The organism is Stieleria varia, assembly GCF_038443385.1.
GTDB lineage: Bacteria > Planctomycetota > Planctomycetia > Pirellulales > Pirellulaceae > Stieleria > Stieleria varia.
The window spans coordinates 144,779-161,844 of record NZ_CP151726.1 but is presented as its reverse complement, the minus strand read 5'-3'; the positions used below and the strand labels follow the sequence as shown (position 1 = coordinate 161,844).

14 protein-coding genes are annotated in these 17,066 nt (G+C 55.5%); 13 read left to right on the top strand and 1 reads right to left on the bottom strand.

Features of this window, described 5'->3' with window-relative positions; all coding sequences use genetic code 11:
* Positions 1–764: 764 nt before the first annotated feature.
* Together Pla52nx_RS00650 and Pla52nx_RS00645 are read left to right on the top strand one after the other, a co-directional pair.
* Positions 765–1,040 (top strand): hypothetical protein, encoded by a 276-nt coding sequence (locus Pla52nx_RS00650; protein WP_146523821.1) that lies wholly within the window; start codon positions 765–767, stop codon positions 1,038–1,040.
* Positions 1,041–1,169: 129 nt separating this feature from the next.
* Positions 1,170–2,060: a tetratricopeptide repeat protein gene (locus Pla52nx_RS00645; protein WP_146523822.1), complete on the top strand. Its 891-nt coding sequence runs from the start codon at positions 1,170–1,172 to the stop codon at positions 2,058–2,060.
* 510 nt (positions 2,061–2,570) lie between these two features.
* On the opposite strand, the gene Pla52nx_RS00640 is transcribed toward Pla52nx_RS00645, so the two are convergent.
* Positions 2,571–4,136 (bottom strand): IS110 family transposase, encoded by a 1,566-nt coding sequence (locus Pla52nx_RS00640; protein ID WP_146521838.1) that lies wholly within the window; start codon positions 4,134–4,136, stop codon positions 2,571–2,573.
* 282 nt (positions 4,137–4,418) lie between these two features.
* Between Pla52nx_RS00640 and Pla52nx_RS00635 the strand changes: the two genes are divergently transcribed.
* From Pla52nx_RS00635 to Pla52nx_RS00585, 11 genes are all read left to right on the top strand, one after another.
* Positions 4,419–4,928: a hypothetical protein gene (locus tag Pla52nx_RS00635; RefSeq protein ID WP_231742229.1), complete on the top strand. Its 510-nt coding sequence runs from the start codon at positions 4,419–4,421 to the stop codon at positions 4,926–4,928.
* A 1,708-nt stretch (positions 4,929–6,636) separates the two neighbouring features.
* The gene (locus Pla52nx_RS00630; RefSeq protein WP_146521839.1) at positions 6,637–7,107 is read left to right on the top strand and encodes an SRPBCC family protein; all 471 of its coding nucleotides are present in this window, start codon (positions 6,637–6,639) and stop codon (positions 7,105–7,107) included.
* Positions 7,108–7,166: 59 nt separating this feature from the next.
* On the top strand, positions 7,167–7,574 hold the full coding sequence (locus Pla52nx_RS00625) for a VOC family protein (protein WP_146521840.1): 408 nt from the start codon (positions 7,167–7,169) through the stop codon (positions 7,572–7,574).
* 58 nt (positions 7,575–7,632) lie between these two features.
* The gene (locus Pla52nx_RS00620; RefSeq protein ID WP_146521841.1) at positions 7,633–7,983 is read left to right on the top strand and encodes a YciI family protein; all 351 of its coding nucleotides are present in this window, start codon (positions 7,633–7,635) and stop codon (positions 7,981–7,983) included.
* A 1,014-nt stretch (positions 7,984–8,997) separates the two neighbouring features.
* Positions 8,998–9,357, top strand: a complete 360-nt coding sequence (locus Pla52nx_RS00615; RefSeq protein ID WP_146521842.1) for an ArsR/SmtB family transcription factor — start codon at positions 8,998–9,000, stop codon at positions 9,355–9,357.
* Positions 9,358–9,502: 145 nt separating this feature from the next.
* Positions 9,503–10,051 (top strand): rhodanese-like domain-containing protein, encoded by a 549-nt coding sequence (locus Pla52nx_RS00610; protein WP_146521843.1) that lies wholly within the window; start codon positions 9,503–9,505, stop codon positions 10,049–10,051.
* A gap of 55 nt (positions 10,052–10,106) precedes the next feature.
* Positions 10,107–10,637 carry a rhodanese-like domain-containing protein gene (locus Pla52nx_RS00605; RefSeq protein ID WP_231742231.1) on the top strand — a complete coding sequence of 177 codons (531 nt, stop codon included), beginning with the start codon at positions 10,107–10,109 and terminating at the stop codon, positions 10,635–10,637.
* Positions 10,637–11,800, top strand: a complete 1,164-nt coding sequence (locus tag Pla52nx_RS00600) for an FAD-dependent oxidoreductase (RefSeq protein ID WP_146521845.1) — start codon at positions 10,637–10,639, stop codon at positions 11,798–11,800. Before Pla52nx_RS00605 ends, Pla52nx_RS00600 begins: the two co-directional genes overlap by 1 nt.
* Complete coding sequence (locus Pla52nx_RS00595; RefSeq protein WP_146521846.1) at positions 11,797–12,942, top strand: efflux RND transporter periplasmic adaptor subunit; 1,146 nt, start codon at positions 11,797–11,799, stop codon at positions 12,940–12,942. The genes Pla52nx_RS00600 and Pla52nx_RS00595 overlap by 4 nt, the downstream gene beginning before the upstream one ends.
* Positions 12,935–16,297: an efflux RND transporter permease subunit gene (locus tag Pla52nx_RS00590; protein ID WP_146521847.1), complete on the top strand. Its 3,363-nt coding sequence runs from the start codon at positions 12,935–12,937 to the stop codon at positions 16,295–16,297. The genes Pla52nx_RS00595 and Pla52nx_RS00590 overlap by 8 nt, the downstream gene beginning before the upstream one ends.
* On the top strand, positions 16,294–17,025 hold the full coding sequence (locus tag Pla52nx_RS00585) for a class I SAM-dependent methyltransferase (RefSeq protein WP_146521848.1): 732 nt from the start codon (positions 16,294–16,296) through the stop codon (positions 17,023–17,025). The genes Pla52nx_RS00590 and Pla52nx_RS00585 overlap by 4 nt, the downstream gene beginning before the upstream one ends.
* The last annotated feature ends 41 nt before the right edge of the window (positions 17,026–17,066 follow it).

The window sequence follows — 17,066 nt, the reverse complement described above, 5'->3', positions numbered from 1 at the left end:
GGTTCTCTGGTGGTACGGACTGGTGGGAAGGTGTGCTGGTTGTTGCTATGAAAACGCTTCCGCACTGAGGGCACTGCACACGGGTCCCCTGCAGTCGGGCATCGACCAGAATGGAATGCCCGTTGGGACAAGATATTGAAATAGGCAACGTCAGCACCCCGCCAAATAGAGCAACCGTTGCGGGTCAGAGTTGCATTATGAGGCAATTCTCCCCGACTGGAAAAAAACGAGCTTATCACATTCCAACCTTGCTCGTTCGACATCTAGCATGTTTTCTGAGGCGGGCAGACTTCTCGGGGTGCAGCAACTTCAACAAGGGTTGACGGTTCCATCGAGAGTGACAAGACGAAACGAAACCAGTGAAGCCCCGCGCGTGACCGCACGTCATCCCAAATCAGGCAAAACGGCCCAGCACAACCACCAACGCTGAGGGATCACAATCGCCCTATAAATGAGTTCCTTCTAACCTTCCCGCCTTCCCCCGACTGTCTCCGTTCGAGTCCCGGCACCTATAACGGTGTTGGGGCTCGATTCCGTTGGCAGATACTCAACTTCACTGGCGAAAGCATCTCACCACGTCGATCAACGCAGGCGAAACGCATTCCGTGACCGATCGTTGACCCAAGTCACCAAAGGGGCCAATGCCATCCACCCCAGCAATGCGTTCTGTCCCTGTAATCCTGTCCCTGTAATCCCTGTGCCCAGTCGCCGACGTGGCGGCGACGGACGACTTCGATTGAGGACAGACTACAACTGAAAACCCAATGCAAATCCTGACCCCGGCGAAGCTTTTCCCGACATGGAAAGAGTTGTTTTGGCGGGAGAGTGAGACGTGTCTGGAGTGGTACGCGGAGCGTCAGCGGGAGTCACACCGAGAGTTATGGACGGCCCAGTACGGTTCGGATGATTACGACGTGAACCTGGAAACGCAGGTAGAAGTCGCAAAGGAAACGGGGCCGGGCGATCCAGATGTACCGTTTCGGATTGGCAGTGGGCCAGGTTTGACACCGGGAGTGTCGTTCGAGATAGAATCTTTTTGAGGCGGATTGGACGCTCCGATCCAAGTCTTCCGGGACTGCCAGCCTCCGACAAAGTTCAACGCCCGATCTATGCATGCACGTCCCGTGCCTGCATAGATCGCAATTCGTTATCCCGCAACAACCACCGCGATGAGTGACACGCCAGACATTGACGCTCTTCTGCAAAGCACGCCATCGAATGCTGTCGCTGGCCAACTCGTTGCGTGGGCCGATTTAACTCGCAATCAAATCGCTCGTGGCGATATGATGCTCGGCATCCTAACATTCGACGAAGTCGCGAAGATTCCCGTGGCGTATCAAACCGCTGCGCAACATGGGGAACCCAGCGCGTGGGTAACGCTTGCTTGGTGGCACGCTTATCCCGATTTCGGCGAACCCGATCTCAAGTCTGCCGAATACGCAATTGCGGCGGCGATTGATGCCAACGTCGAGAATGCGAAACTTGAACTCGCCAAGATTCGCTGGTTCTTCAAACGCGATTCCGCTACTGAGTCCGAAACACAACAGGCGTATCAATTCGTTTCCGAAGTTGTTGCATCCGATCCTGACGACGCTGATGCAATCTACATTCTTGCATTGCTGACAACGCACGGCTTTGGCGTTGCTGCCTCACCTGAATCAGGATTTGAATTGCAAGAACGCTCGGCTGATCTTGGCAACGCTGACGCCATGTTTGAGATTTATGCCCACCATGCGAATGGCCTCGGTGTTCCTGTAGACGAAGAACTGGCATTCAATGCCTGTCAACGTGCCGCGAATGCCGGACATTCTCGGGCCATGTATAACCTTGGTGCATTCAACGCGACTGGACGTGGAACGCCGAAAAACATGCCGGAAGCCGTCAAATGGTATGAGCGAGCTGCCGATGCTGGAAACCCATCTGCAATGGCCGGTCTGGCCGTGATTTACGCGACTGGCGACGGTGTCGAAATGGATCATGAATATGCACAAGAGATGTTCGATCAAGCAGATTACTGTGGCCTTGATGTCAGTCATCTTCGTGAACAAGTGGGGCTCTAACGCAGAAAAGCCGGATAACCAATAAGGATTTGACATCGGGGAGTGAGGAACGAACGCAGCCGATGTTCAAGAAGCCCGCGGTCCTGCCAAGTGGTTTGACTAGCTCACTTGGTTTTTGCTTGCCGCTGTTTCGAAGAACGCGAAAAGGGGAAGAAACAGGTTCGAAAAGCACTGTCATGGTCGAACTTTGATTTGGCCGCCTTGGCGAGATACGCGCGTACCTCCATCGGCATTACCTCACGGTAACTTTTTTTGAACTCAAAGTCCAATGGTTTGTCCGCTGCCTAGGCACGTCTCTGGCAGCTTGGATGGTTCCGTCTCGCCACCCTGGTAGATATCCGAAGCTTAGAAGCCTCACACTGTCTTATCCGGCGTTGGAACCGCTGACAGAGCATCACGCTTTTTCCACGGGCTTATTGACTGCAGCTTCGAAAAGCCACGCCTGCCCTCGGGGAAGGATCGATGTTGTCAGTGCGCCGCTTGCGCAGCGATGACAAACCAATGTGGGCCCTAAGCTTCGGACGTCTTTGATTCTAACTCGCTCGCTTCGCGAACTCCAAGTCGAATAAGAAGTGGGATCAGTAATTCGCCGATCGATGAGGTGCCCCGCCGCTTCTTGCCCGCCAGCTCTGCTAACGGCTTGCCTTCGGTTTGATGCACCGACTTGGGAAGCCATTGATAAGCCTCGTTCATGTGAGCGACGGTTTGATCCAGTGGCGTCGCGTGCGCGTGATGGAATTCACGTAGCTTGAACAGAATCGCCTCGCAATCAATGCCTCTGCCACGCCACACTTGGCGACCGCTGACGATCTGAAATACCATCCGATTGGCCCGGTTGGCCATTCGACAATTGCGATCTTGAGTTTTAATGTTTCGCGTCGCCCAGACGGCCGATAACCCGCGGTAGTAGGGATGGCACTTGATGAGGTTCTTGGCCAACAAGATGCAAGCCGCGCGGAGTCGTCGGTTGCAGTTCTTGGCAACCGTGTCGGTGCGGTCGACTTCGTCACTTTGGTATCGTGACGGATAAAGACCAGCACGACCGTTGATTGCGGTGGCGGAAGCATAGTGCTCAATCGGACCTGCTTCGCCGGCATACTCCGATGCTGAGACAACGTTGATGCCTTTGATCGAAAGCAGCAGAATGTACGGCGTTTTAGCGAGAAATGATGCCGATTGCCTTTCCGTTTGAGTGATCTGTGCAGAAAGCATGTCACGCAACTCCAGCAGTTGCTTCCACTGCTCGGTTAATAGTTCGATAAGTGGATCGGGCTCGGCCGCTTGCAGGCTCCATGCATAAATCTTGTCGAGCGTGCGTTCTTGGAATCGTGTTTTGGAGCGTCGCAAGTATTTTGCCAAGCCGGCCTGTTTGGCTTTCTTGATCGACTCGGCCGACGAGAAGTTTTTTGCGATCAGCATTGCAACCGAGTGGCTGAACAGTTTGTCTTCTTCCCAAAGGTCCGCGTAGCCTGGCATCGTCTGATGCATGAGAACTCTGATTTGAACATTCAGTCTGGAACGCTGCTTGACCAAGTTACGGCGGTGACGTGCGAGCCTTTGGAGCGAACGATAGGTCTCGTCGACTGGAAACACCGACAGTCCGTATCCAGCGGCAGCGGCGAGGAAGATCGCTTCGAGATCGTTGTCATCGGTTTTGTTGTCCGGGTGCAGTGCTCCTCTGTAGTGTGCCGATGCGAAGGGATGAACCGTGCGTGTGTCAAAGCCCGCCTTGCGAAACGCACGTTGCACCGGCTTGTGGTAGATACCGGTCATTTCGACGGCGACGATAGAGTCCTGTATTCCTTCTGCTTGGCAAGCTTCGAGGACTCGCATGACCATTGCATCGAGCGTCCCACGTTCGTGATCCACTTCGGTCGGTTCGATGATGACACGTCCGTAGAAATCGCAGAGCATCCATTTGGATCGCCGCTTTGCACAGTCGACCGCAACGATCCCAAATCGTTGCGGACCGACCTTCAGGACTCTTTCCTGGATGACGCCACCGGGCTTGCCGATGTAGCGTCGTTTGGAAGACTTGTTGCTGTTCTTTCTGGTAGACTTGGTACGAGAGACCATCTGAATTGCTCCATTGGTTGGAAGGTAAAAAGCTCTTCCAATGGAGCGTTTGGATGGTCCTTTCTCTAGATTTTTTTTGATCTAGGGGACATACCAGGGGAAGGGGGTTTTAAAACAGGTTTTGCCTGCCGAAGCCTTTTCCGTCCAGCTAGAATGCAGCGAACCATGACATGCACGGGAGGACGGCTTGCAGCTTTGCTCGAATGGAAAATCTTTCGTCCGTCCCCCGTGATGTCTACCGTTCGTCGAACGAGATAGTGACTTTAACGACAGTGCCAGCCGATGCTCGAATTGATCCTGCTGCTCGTCGTCGCTTTGCCCATCGCTTGGTTGATCTCCGAGTTCTACGACAACCGCACCACACGAATCACGTTGGGGATCTGTGCGATCGCAATGTCGTTCGGGGTTGCATGGATCGTCGGATCCCTGGATCGCGTCCAATCCAATGTTTACTTCTCAGAAGCGACCAAAGACTTGATTCAAAACACGATCGTTGAACTGGAAAACGACAACGTCGACAATGTTCTCACACAACTACGGGTACTGCGTGACGATTTCCGGCCGACATACGAGACGCGCGACGACTATGATGTCCTCGTCGACCGATACATCCACTCAATCTCTGAATCTCCAATTGAACATTCGGACGGTGATCCGCGATGGTCTCACGAGATGGTAGACTATCTCCCGCCGCTAGCAGACCAAGTGGGCAATCCAGCCGATGCACCCGAGTCGGCGAGTCGGGGCGATTCGGCAGTGGAAGATCAACCGCGCCGACCGGGTGATCGGTAACGTTCGCCGACAAAGGACATGCACTGAACGAACACATCGCTCGTCCGACTCAGTTCCGTATCCACCACTTACTTGTTGCAACTACCGTCCTTGCAACGGTGTTTGCGATCGCTCGAATGCTTGGCTTGCCCGGAACAGTGACGGCCCTAGCAATAACGTATATTTTTGGCCCAGCCATTGCCTTCACGATTTCTCGGTACGGCACGACACGGAACACTCGATACGGCATTGCGACGAGTGTATTGGTGTTAATGCTGTGCATTGCGTATTCGGTGGCGGCGATACTTGATTCCCCGACGTCCGCTATCGGGGTTGTGCCCGGGACAGTTTGTGCTTGGATTCCCCAGATCGGCTTCATATATTTGATGTACGCCGCTTGGAAATCGGGGCTCCGATCCGCTGGCGTCGATCCGTACGCGACTACAAACTCGAAAAGAACGGCGAACCATCGGTTGCAACGGGGTGGCGGTAGTGACCGTTTTCGCAATGGCTAAATCGCTCGCCGCCACCCGCTGAACCGCACCGTTAAGCCAAAATTTATGGAATGGCAAGTCAATTCTTGGCGTAGCCGAGGGATCTTGACGAGTAATAATGGGAATGGGGTTTTAAAAGCTGATCAAAGTGACTGATGTCGCCAATCAACTTTGGCGCCCGTGACCGTCGCGGATGCGACGGGAGCATAAAGAATGGGGCGTCAGCCCCATGGGGTGCCACATTGCCATGTCAGCGAAGCGGCGACAGAGACGCGAGGGTATCACTCACAATCTGTCGCCGCCTTCGGGGCTTGATCGGGTTCGCTGCGAAACGAGACCTGGGACTTACGTCCCAGGCTTTACGCTTCCGCCGCTTCCGCGGCTCTCCATGGTGGGAGCGTTCACTTCTTAAAACCCAGACCCTCATCCCAACGCGCAGACGTTGAGTGAGGTTTCTTTCTTTGGGGCGTTACCAGCGAGAGCTTGCTGGTTCACCTGGTTGCCAAGACTGCCCAGTGTGACTTGGGTAACCAATGCGTTGCTGTTCGCTCGATCGAGACTAATGCGAAAAGAGCAAGGGGGTTTTTAAATTGGGTTTGGTTGTTCGCACGCGAAGGCGCTAAGACGCGAAGGAGGGAGCATCTTTCTTCGCGCCTTTGCGTCTTCGCGTGAGCAAACTTGAGGGAAGCGGAAACAGGAACAGCACCACCTCAGATGGTGGCTTCTGGGGACAAGCACTTTATCGAGGATTGACTGTGTCGTCTGGGGTGACAAAACGAAACGCGTCATCTGATCATCATCGCTTTTGCTCACACATCACGGTAAGGCTCACTTGCGAGGTGGACAAATATCACAGTCGCCAAATCAAGCTTCGCTTCCGTCTGACCCGCCGCATCCGCGATCTGATCCCATCGGACTAAGAAAAAACAGCAAGTTTGCCGCAATCAGTATTCTTTCTAGATCGTTCTCTACAGCGACGCCGCTTGCTTCACGCGAGCCCCTCCCTCGCATTCGCCTGACCGGCTCTATTCGACCTCCCCCAAGTTCCTCGGGGACGGTGACACGGGGAAAGAACGGTTGCTTCGAAAAGACGGGTCAGCACCAAACTTTGAGCAATCCAGCGCAGGCCTCCTCCCGGATCGTGCTTGGCCAAAAGATTGGAAAGAGATGTCGAACCGCGGGGTCTCCGTTCGACTATCCATCAATCAGCCACTCACAATCTGGAGAATCTCACCATGACTGATTCGTCAAGCACCGTCCGCCTGCATCGCGTGCTGCGAGCCCCTGCCGAACGCGTCTACAGGGCATTTCTCGAACCTGATGCCCTGATTCGGTGGCTGCCGCCGTACGGTTTTCTGGGAACCATTGACCGAATGGACGCCCGAGTGGGCGGCAGTTACCACATGACATTCACTAACTTTGAGAACGGCCATCACCACAGCTTTGAAAGTAAGTTCGTCGAGCTCGTCCCCTATCAACGCATTCGTATGGCCGACACATTCGATGACCCGGATTGGGCGGCTGAAATGACCAAGACGATTGCCTTGCGAACGGTCAGCTGCGGCACCGAGATGGAGATTCTGCACGAAGGACTCCCAGCGTTCATCCCCGCTGAAATGTGCTATCTCGGCTGGCAAGAGTCACTCTTGCAATTGGCACATCTTGTCGAACACGAGATTCCGGGCGATGCAGAAACGCCGTCCTGATCTCGTCCATCGGAATCGAATCAGCCATCCTTTAAAACCCGTAGGAAGAAAGTACTCCAATGTCCAAAATGATCTTTGTTAATTTGCCAGTCGCCGACCTGAAATCTTCAATGGCGTTTTACGAGGCACTTGGCTTTGAGAACAACCCTCGCTTCACTGATGAAACGGCAGCATGCATGGTTTGGAGCGAAGCCATTCATGTGATGCTACTGACTCACGACAAGTGGCGTACATTCACCAGTCGCCCGATCCCGCCGAAATCATCGAGTGAGGTCATGCTGGCTCTGTCCTGCGATGATCGCGCAACGGTTGACAAATTGAACGAGTTGGCGGCAACGCATGGTGGCATTGCCGATATCAATCCAAAGCAAGATCTTGGTTTCATGTACAACCGCAACCTGGCTGACTTGGACGGCCACATCTGGGAGATGTTCTGGATGGACATGTCGGCTATGCCCACTGAGTAGACGTATCGCGTCAGCAATCGTCCCGTTAGTGAACAACATCTAAGACAACGAGAACACGATGAAGTACATTTTATTGATTTACTCCGAAGAGGGAGTGTGGCCGCCGGACGAGTTGGAAGTCGCTCGCGAAGAGTCAGTGCAGCTGTGTCACGAATTGGACAAACAAGGCCACTATTTAGGTGCAGCGCCGTTGCATCCTGCTTCCACAGCGACCTGCGTTCGAGTTCGCGACGGACAACGAACAGTGTCTGACGGACCGTACGCGGAAACGAAGGAACAATTGGCCGGATATTTTTTGATCGACGTTGCCAATCTCGACGAAGCGATCGCGGTGGCGGCCAGCATCCCCGGTACCAAACGAGGAACGACGGAGATTCGCAGCATCGTCGAATTGCCCGGCATGCCATAGATGGCACTCCGGCCTCAGTCACCTCCTCTTGGACGTCACATCTCGCACCACTCCTTTTGGAGAGCGTCCCGCATAGAACGCGGCGGAATCACCGTATTAAGCGTGAATCTGCATCGAACGAGCAATAAAGGGAAGGGGGTTTTAAAAGCTGATCGAGTCACTGATGACGCCTTTCAACATCGGTGCTCGTGCACAGTCACGGATGCGACGGCAGCATAAAGCATGGGGCGTCAGCCCCATGGGGTGCCACATTGCCACGTCAGCGAAGCCGCGAAGCGGCGACAGAGACGCGAGGGTATCACCCACAATCTGTCGCCGCCTTCGGGGCTTGATCGGGTTCGCTGCGAAACGAGACCTGGGACTTACGTCCCAGGCTTTACGCTTCCGCCGCCTCCGCGGCTCTCCATGGTGGGAGCGTTCACTTCTTAAAACCCAGACCCTCATCCCAACGCGCAGACGTTGAGTGGGAAAGCCTCGCTGCGGTAAGGCCTTGCATTGGGTTTTCGACGGCGTTTGATTCAACTGCCGTTTGATCATCATCGCTCTTGGTCACACATCACGGTAAGGCTCACTTGCGAGGTGGACGAGCATCGCAGTCGCTAAGCCAAGCGTCGCTTCCGTCTGACCCGCCGCATCCGCGATCTGATCCCATCGGACTAAGAAAAAACAGCAAGTTTGCCGCAATCAGCACCCTTTCTAAATCGTTCTCTACAGCGACGCCGTTTGCTTCACGCATGCCCCCTCCCTCGCATTCGCCTGAACGGCTCTGCTCGACCTCCCCCAAGTGCCTTGGTGCAGGTGACAGGGGGGAACAAAACGGTGGCACCAAAAAGACAGGTCACGTCGCGACTTGGGAACGCCGGACGTCGGCAGGAGCGGCCGGGCTGTGATGAGGGCCGATTGTGATGGCGCTGGGAATGATTGCCTTGCTGCACAAAAATCCATGGAAACATTCATTGACATGTCGCGATGTTCCGATATATTAAAGTACTCGGGGTGACATGAAGGAACTTTATGGCGACGAAAACGACCACCAAGAAACGCGGTGATTCGGCGGCGGGCAAGCCGCGGGGGACCGTCCACGATTTTGCTCAAGCGGCGGAGTGTCTGAAAACGCTGGCGCACCCGGTGCGGCTTCGTGTCGTTCAACTTCTGCTCCACGGACGCTACACCGTCGGCGAACTGGCTGCCGATTGCGAAATCCAAGACCATGTAGCTTCGGAGCACCTCCGACTGCTGCAGCGCTGCGGGTTTCTGTCCAGTGAACGCGAAGGCCGCCGTGTTTATTACCAAATCGCTGAACCGCATCTAGAGAAGCTGATGGCGTGTATCGAGGGCCGCTTCCTGGCGACCCCCGAGAAACGTCACAAATAAACGGTGTGGACCACGGCCACTTTTTTTGAGAAAATACCTCGTCGGCTATCGAGGTGTCGATATGACGGGCGTGGTGCTTGTTCAAGTGAACGGGCCGACGCCCCGCGAAGTTTTTTAAACAGAATGATCAGGAAAGAGGATTTCCATGCAAACCATTGATGTCAAACAGTTGTCCGAGAAACGCAGCGGCGGCGAGATCGATTTGATCGATGTCCGCATGCCGACCGAGTTCCGAGAAGTGCACGCGGAGTGCGCTCGCAGTGTTCCGCTGGAGTCACTCGATCCGGCGGCGGTGATGGCGTCACGCAACGGAAACGCCGGCCATCCGCTGTATGTGATCTGCCGCAGCGGCAATCGTTCCAGCCAAGCTTGCCAAAAGTTCCTTGACGCCGGATTTGAAAACGTCGTCAACGTCGAAGGCGGCACGATGGCCTGGGAGAAAGCGGGCCTGCCGGTGGTGCGTGGCAAGAAGTCGCTGCCATTGATGCAGCAAGTTCAAATCACGGCGGGATTCTTGGTCGTGCTCGGTGTCGCGCTAAGTTTATTGCATCCCTATTTCATCGGGCTGTCGGCATTCGTGGGCGCAGGACTGATGTTTGCCGGAATCACCGGTTTATGTCCGATGGCATCCTTCATCGCCAAGATGCCTTGGAATCAATGCAGCGACGGCGGCAGTTGTTGCAGTACCACCTAGTGACGAAACGTTTTTTGTTTCGTTGCCACACAATCCCTCGATGGACAGATTCATGATGAAAACAAGTTCCTTGTTGGTGGTTTTGATTGCGATTGGATGTTTGAATGGTGTTACCGCCAACGCGCAATTTGGAGGGCTTTTCGGGCGTGGCCCCAAGATTGAAACCATCGAGACCGCTGAGCTGAGCAAGATGCTTGCTCAGCAGCGCCGAGTCGCAGATGCGGCCAGAGAGGCCGGTCAACCAACGCCCGAGGCAGACTTTGTCCTGGTCGACGTTCGCACGGACAAGGAGGTGAGCGTATCGATCATTCCGGGTGCGATCACTAAGTCTCAATTTGAGAAAAACCAAGCCAAGTATCGAGGCAAGCTGGTCATCCCTTACTGCACCGTCGGCGGTCGCAGCGGCAGCTATGCCAGCCAGCTAGCGGGCAAGGGTGTGAAGGTCAGGAACTACAAGGGTAGCATCCTGAAGTGGGTCGACGCCGAGTTACCACTGGTCACACTGCAAGGCCAGCCCACCAACCGCGTGCACACGTACAGTGATCGTTACCGTGTCCCGGCGAAGTACGAACAGGTCACACAGTAGTGAACACAAAGAATGTCGTGCTGTTGGGGATCGGCCACACGAATGCTCACGTGGTCAAGCAGTGGGCCAGCGATCCGATTCCTGGTTGCACGTTGACCTGCATCAGCAAGTTCCCCACCGCAACGTACTCCGGCATGCTGCCCGGTACCCTTGGCTGGCAATTCAGCGACGACGAGATGCGGATCGACTTGGCGGCGCTGGCGGCCAACGCCGGGGCATCATTGATCTTAGCCGACACCAACGGGCTCGATCTGGAGTCGGGCATGATCCGCTTTTCGGATCACGAGCCGATTCCCTTTGACGTGTTGTCGATCGGGGTGGGATCGATGCCGGCCGGCTGGCGAGAACACGCCGATTCGCCCTTGCTGGTTCCGATCAAGCCCATGCAGAACTTTTTGCAACGACTGAATACGCATCTGGAGTCCGTCACGCGACAGAAACGCGAACACGCCAAGGTCGCGATCGTCGGCGGAGGCGTAGCGAGTGTGGAGATCGCGTTCTGTTTGCAGCAACAGTGTGGCAAGCGAGATTTTCAGTGTGAGTTGGAGATCGAGATCTTCACCAGTAGCCAGCGTGTTGCTGAAGGCATGAAGCCACGCAGCGTGGACCGTATCGAGCGGTTGTTGCGAAAACGGGGCATCACTGTTCGGTCGGGCATGCGGGTGACGGACGTCGGCGAAAGCGATTTGACCACCGCCGATGGCACGCGGCATGCAGTGGACTGCGTGATCTGGGCCACCGGCGCTGCTGCTCCGCCGGTACTGGAGCACCTTGGGCTGCAAAGCGACGAACGCGGATTCGTTGCAACGCGTGACACGCTGCAATCGCTTTCGGATCCACGCATCTTTGCCGTGGGCGATTCGGGAACGATCATCGAATCGCCGTCGCCTAAGGCAGGTGTGTACGCCGTGCGTCAGTGTCCCATCCTCTGGGGCAACTTGCGTGCGTTTTTGTCAAACGCTTCGCTGCAAAGGTTCACGCCACAGAAGGACTTTCTGAAACTGCTCAACACCGGCGATGGAAAGGCGTTACTGGAGTACGGACCGTTGACGTTTCACGCAGGCTGGTGCTGGCACTTGAAGACATGGATCGACAAACGGTTTATCGGCGAGTTTCAAATCAATGAAGCTCTCAACAATGCGGAACAAAGGGCAGAGTCATGAAGGGTAAGCAAGCCGCACTGAAATGGTTGCGTGGCCTATCAAAGCTGGGCGTCGTGATCGTATCGATGGGCGTGTTGATCATCACGATCGCATGGTTGTCGGGGATGTTCGAGGACAAGATCCAGCCGGGCTGGAATCAGTCTGATGGACTGCGTCTGACCGGCCAAGCGACCGATGTGGTGCATGAGGTGGAGAAGTCGTATGTCGAGGAGGCGATCGGCACGCTCAAGGCATCCAGTCGCACGATCGTTTCGTCCAAGTTGCTCTCGTCGATCGAAGAAATCACCGTCGTCGCGGGAGACGAGGTCGAGACCGGGCAGGTGTTGGTTCGCATGGACGACAAGGAATACCAGAGCAGGTTGGCGCAAGCCAAGCGTGCCTTGGAGGCTGCCACGGCCAACCGTGAACAAGCCGAGAAGCAGTTCTCGCGGGTCCAGCAGTTGCAGCGTCAGAATGCTGCGTCGCGATCGGATTTCGACAACGCCAGTCGAGATGTGCAAGTGACGGTGGCAGAAGAGGCCCGGGCGATGCAAGCGGTTCGCGAAGCGGAGGTCATGCTTTCCTACGCGACGATCAATGCCGCCAAGAGTGGCAGGATCGTCGATCGCAGCGCCGAACCGGGCGACATCGCGCAACCGGGACAGCCGATCCTGACGCTTTACGATGCCAATTCTCTGCGTCTGGAGGCTCCCGTGATGGAACATTTGGCAGTGAAGTTGAAGTCGGGTGACGAGTTGGACGTTTTCGTTGACGCGTTGAATCGTCAGTTCAAGGCAACCGTCGACGAGATCGTCCCGCAAGCCGACGCGCCGAGCCGATCGTTTCTCGTCAAAGCCAGTTTGCCCAAGTCCGACGACTTGTACGAAGGCATGTTTGGGCGTTTGCTGATTCCCTCCGGTGAGCGTCGGCACCTGTGTCTCAACACGGATGCCATCGTCCGAATCGGACAGTTGGAGTTTGTCGACGTCGTCTTGCCCGATCAAACAATCGAGCGACGAATGATCAAGAGCGGCAGCCTGGGCATGCCCGGACGCCAAGAAGTGCTCAGTGGAGTGGATGTCGGCGAGCAAGTGGTATTGCATACCGCGAATCAGTCCAGCAGCACGGTCAAGGATGGCGAAAAGGACGGCAAAGATGAGTGATGAAAATAATCTGCAGGACAGTTCACCGCTGCTGACTCGGATCGTCGAAGTCTTCTTGCGCGGCGACGTCGCGATCATGCTGATCATACTTTCGTTGCTGCTGGGCGCCGCCGCACTGGTGCTGACGCCGCGAGAGGAAGAGCCTCAAATTGTGGTTCCGATGGCCGATGTGATGGTCAACGCACCTGGATTGTCGGCCGCCGAAGTCGAACGCACAGTGACCGATCGCATCGAGAAGCTGCTCTACCAAATCGATGGCGTCGAATACGTGTACTCGATGTCTCAGCCGGGTTCCTGCATCGTCACCGTGCGGTTTTATGTCGGCGAGGATCGCGAGGACTCGTTGGTCAAGCTGTACAACAAGATCAACTCCTCGACGGACTTGATCCCTCCCTCGGTCAGTTCTTGGGTGGTCAAGCCGATTGAGGTGGACGACGTGCCCATCTCGATCGCCACCTTGTGGGCCAAGGATACCGAGCGATATGGCGACCATGAACTTCGTCGCATCGCGGAAGAAATCCAGCACGAGTTGCAATCGATCCCCAACACCAATCGTGTGGAAGTGATCGGTGGTCGTCCGCGTCGTATCAATGTGGTGCTCAATTCCCAGCGTTTGGCGGCGCATCAAACATCGCCCTTGCAAGTAGCCGCGGCCCTGCAAGTCAGTAACGTGACACAGCGAAACGGCCAGTTCGAACAACAGAACCAGTCGTTCCTCGTCGAAACCGGCACGTTTCTCGGTGGCGTACGGGACCTGGAGGAACTCGTCGTCAACGTAGCGGGTAACCGTCCCGTGTATCTCAAGAACGTGGCCACGGTGATTGACGGCCCGGCCGAATCGGAGAGCTACAGCTGGATCGGCTTTGGGCAATCCGAGCACGCCGACGATTCAGAACCCAGCGATGAACGAGCCAGCGAAACCCGCACAGCGACCGTGTATCCGGCCGTCAATATCTCGATCGCGAAACGCAAAGGGACCAATGCGGTTCATGTTGCTAAGGCGGTTGAAACCAAGATGGAGGAACTTGCCCAAACGCATTTGCCCGCGGGGATTTCGTACCGCATCACCCGTGACTACGGCGAAACGGCCAACGACAAAGTCAACGAGTTGGTCGAGGGGCTTGTTGTTGCCGTCTTGACCGTGATCGGATTGATCGGTCTGACCATGGGCTGGCGACCCGCGTTGGTGATCGCGTTGGCGATTCCTGTTTGCTACAGCCTGACATTGTTCATCAACTTGATGGTCGGATACTCGATCAATCGGGTCACCATGTTCGCCTTGATCCTGGCGTTGGGACTGTTGGTGGACGACCCGATCACCGACGTGGAAAACATCGCCAGATACTTTGCGATGCGGGTGTTGCCGCCGCGTGAATCTGTCTTGCGTGCCGTTCAGGAAGTCCGACCGGCGTTGTTGCTATCGACGCTGGCCATCATCGCCAGCTTTCTGCCCTTGGCGTTCATCACGGGCATGATGGGGCCGTACATGGGTCCGATGGCATTGAATGTGCCGCTGACGGTTTCGATATCGACACTGGTGGCGTTTGTCATCACGCCCTGGCTGGCGATGGTTTCGTTGAAGCAACTCGATGCAACGCCCGAGAACGAGTATGACCTGACGCGTCAGCCGTTGTATCGAATGTCTCGGTTCGTCTTGATGCCGATTCTCAAGGGTCGGTTGATGGCTTGGCTGGTATTGCTGGCCATTGGCGTGATGTTGGTCGCTGCGATGTTGTTGCCGGTTTTTCGCATGGTGCCGGTGAAGATGTTGCCGTACGACAACAAGAACGAGTTTCAAGTGATCGTGGACATGCCTGAGGGGACGACCTTGGAACGCACTGATGCGGTCGCGAGGCGACTGGGTGTGTATCTGGGCGGACTCTCGGAAGTTCGCGATTACGAAGTGTTTGTCGGTTTAGCATCGCCGATCGATTTCAACGGCTTGGTGCGACACTACTTTTTGCGACGAGGACCCCATGTCGCCGATATCCGAATCAACTTGGTCGACAAAGATCACCGGGTGCAGCAGTCGCACGAGTTGATACTGCGAATCCGCGACGACATCAAGCGATTGGCGGACTCGTTGGGTGCGAACGTCAAGTTGGTCGAGGTTCCCCCTGGTCCGCCGGTGCTGTCGTCGATTACCGCGGAAGTCTACGGACCGCCCGAAGGAGACTACGCCGATCAGATCGCTTTGGCCCGCCGCGTGGAAAAGCGATTGGCGTCCGAGCCGGGGCTGGTCGACTTGGATGTCAGCACGGAGGACGACCAACTGCGGTACGTCTTTGAGACTGACAAAGCCAAAGCGTCGCTTTCTGGGATCTCGACCAAAACCATTTCCGACACGATCGCGACCATGCTCAGTGGCAACAAGGCGACCGTGTTGCACTTGCCCGGCGAAGTCGATCCGTTGTGGATCGAGTTACGTTTGCCACGCAGCAGCCGTTCGGCGTTGGATGATCTGCAGGAGGTCTATGTGCAGGGCAACAACGGACAGGTGGTCCAACTAGGATCGCTGGGCCAATTCAAGGAACAGGTCGAAGACAAAACCATCTACCACAAGAACCTGAAACGTGTCGTCTATGTGTACGCGGAAGTCGCCGGTCGTCCACCGGCCGATGCGATCATGGACATTGAGTTCGACCGAGTCGCTGATTCTGACTTGGCACAAGCGGCGAATTCAAATCCAGCACCGATCCCGCTGAGCGAAAGATCATGGCTGGCGATGGGCGGCGGCGTACCGTGGGCGGTGCCCGACGGATACTCGGTCGTTTGGTCGGGCGAGGGCGAGTGGGACATCACGTTGGATGTGTTTCGCGACTTGGGTTTGGCGTTCGGTGCCGCGTTGTTGGGGATTTTTGTGATCCTGATGTTTCAGACCGGTTCGCGATTGTTGCCGGTGCTGATCATGACTGCGATCCCGCTGACGATGATCGGCATCATGCCCGGTTTTTGGCTTTTGAATTGGATCATGGACAAGCCCATCGGCGGTCACCCCAATCCGGTATTCTTTACGGCGACCGCCATGATCGGGATGATCGCGTTGGCAGGGATTGTGGTACGCAATTCGGTCGTCCTGATCGACTTCATCCACATCGCCCAAAACGAAGGACACGATTTGCGAGAATCGATCATTCGGTCCGTATCCGTGCGAACCCGGCCGATCCTGTTGACGGCGGGAACGACGCTGTTGGCCAACTGGGTGATCACGTTGGACCCTGTGTTTTCAGGACTCGCATGGGCAATCATATTCGGCATCGTCACGTCGACGGGATTCACACTGATCGTGATCCCGGCGGCATATTGGCTCCTGTATCAACCACGTCAAACTCCTGAGAATGGAACATCATCATGAAAACTTTTCGATTCAGTTTGCTCGCGATCCTGCTGATCCAGCTGGTCAGACCCACCTTTGCTCAAGAAGCCGTCGTGGACCAACCGGATGCCGGGGTGACTAAAGTCCCCGAGGGCATCAATGACAATTTCAAGAAGCCCGATCTGAACGTCGACGAGTGGATCGGAAAATTTGAGGTGGAGAGTCGCGAGGTCTATTCCGCACGCAACGAAGTTTTGAAAGCTTGCCGAATCAAGCCGGGCGATCGCATCGCCGATGTCGGTGCAGGCACGGGGTTTTACAGTCGCCTCTTTGCCAAAACGACCGGATGGGGCGGGTGGGTCTACAGCGTCGATATCGCGCCCAGTTTCCTGCAACACATCGCAAAACGTGCAACTGCGGACGGCATCGAGAACTTGACCACTGTTCTGGGGACTGATGTTTCCATTCGGCTACCGCCCGAATCCGTTGATCTCGTTTTCATCTGCGACACTTATCACCATTTTGAAAGTCCCGCAGAGTCGTTAGCATCTATCTATCGGGCGCTGAAACCTGGAGGGCGGCTCGTGTTGATCGATTTCAATCGGATCCCCGGCAAATCACGGGAGTTTTTGCTCGGACATATCCGTGCCCCCAAAGAAGTCTTTCAAGCGGAAATCGTGAAGTCAGGATTTCAGTTCGAAGATGAAGTGACCATCGACGCATTTGAAGAGAATTACTTGTTGCGGTTCACCAAACCCAAATCGTAGGAACCGTCTGACACATCAGCCGCCACGCGATAGCGAATGGA

Excerpts from the sequence above, each read along its gene's own strand:
- Pla52nx_RS00615 (WP_146521842.1), top strand. The coding sequence starts at position 8,998 with ATGGCGACGAAAACGACCACCAAGAAACGCGGTGATTCGGCGGCGGGC.
- Pla52nx_RS00630 (WP_146521839.1), top strand. The coding sequence starts at position 6,637 with ATGACTGATTCGTCAAGCACCGTCCGCCTGCATCGCGTGCTGCGAGCC.
- Pla52nx_RS00605 (WP_231742231.1), top strand. The coding sequence starts at position 10,107 with ATGAAAACAAGTTCCTTGTTGGTGGTTTTGATTGCGATTGGATGTTTG.
- Pla52nx_RS00610 (WP_146521843.1), top strand. The coding sequence starts at position 9,503 with ATGCAAACCATTGATGTCAAACAGTTGTCCGAGAAACGCAGCGGCGGC.
- Pla52nx_RS00625 (WP_146521840.1), top strand. The coding sequence starts at position 7,167 with ATGTCCAAAATGATCTTTGTTAATTTGCCAGTCGCCGACCTGAAATCT.
- Pla52nx_RS00585 (WP_146521848.1), top strand. The coding sequence starts at position 16,294 with ATGAAAACTTTTCGATTCAGTTTGCTCGCGATCCTGCTGATCCAGCTG.
- Pla52nx_RS00620 (WP_146521841.1), top strand. The coding sequence starts at position 7,633 with ATGAAGTACATTTTATTGATTTACTCCGAAGAGGGAGTGTGGCCGCCG.
- Pla52nx_RS00595 (WP_146521846.1), top strand. The coding sequence starts at position 11,797 with ATGAAGGGTAAGCAAGCCGCACTGAAATGGTTGCGTGGCCTATCAAAG.
- Pla52nx_RS00635 (WP_231742229.1), top strand. The coding sequence starts at position 4,419 with ATGCTCGAATTGATCCTGCTGCTCGTCGTCGCTTTGCCCATCGCTTGG.
- Pla52nx_RS00650 (WP_146523821.1), top strand. The coding sequence starts at position 765 with ATGCAAATCCTGACCCCGGCGAAGCTTTTCCCGACATGGAAAGAGTTG.
- Pla52nx_RS00640 (WP_146521838.1), bottom strand. The coding sequence starts at position 4,136 with ATGGTCTCTCGTACCAAGTCTACCAGAAAGAACAGCAACAAGTCTTCC.
- Pla52nx_RS00645 (WP_146523822.1), top strand. The coding sequence starts at position 1,170 with ATGAGTGACACGCCAGACATTGACGCTCTTCTGCAAAGCACGCCATCG.
- Pla52nx_RS00590 (WP_146521847.1), top strand. The coding sequence starts at position 12,935 with ATGAGTGATGAAAATAATCTGCAGGACAGTTCACCGCTGCTGACTCGG.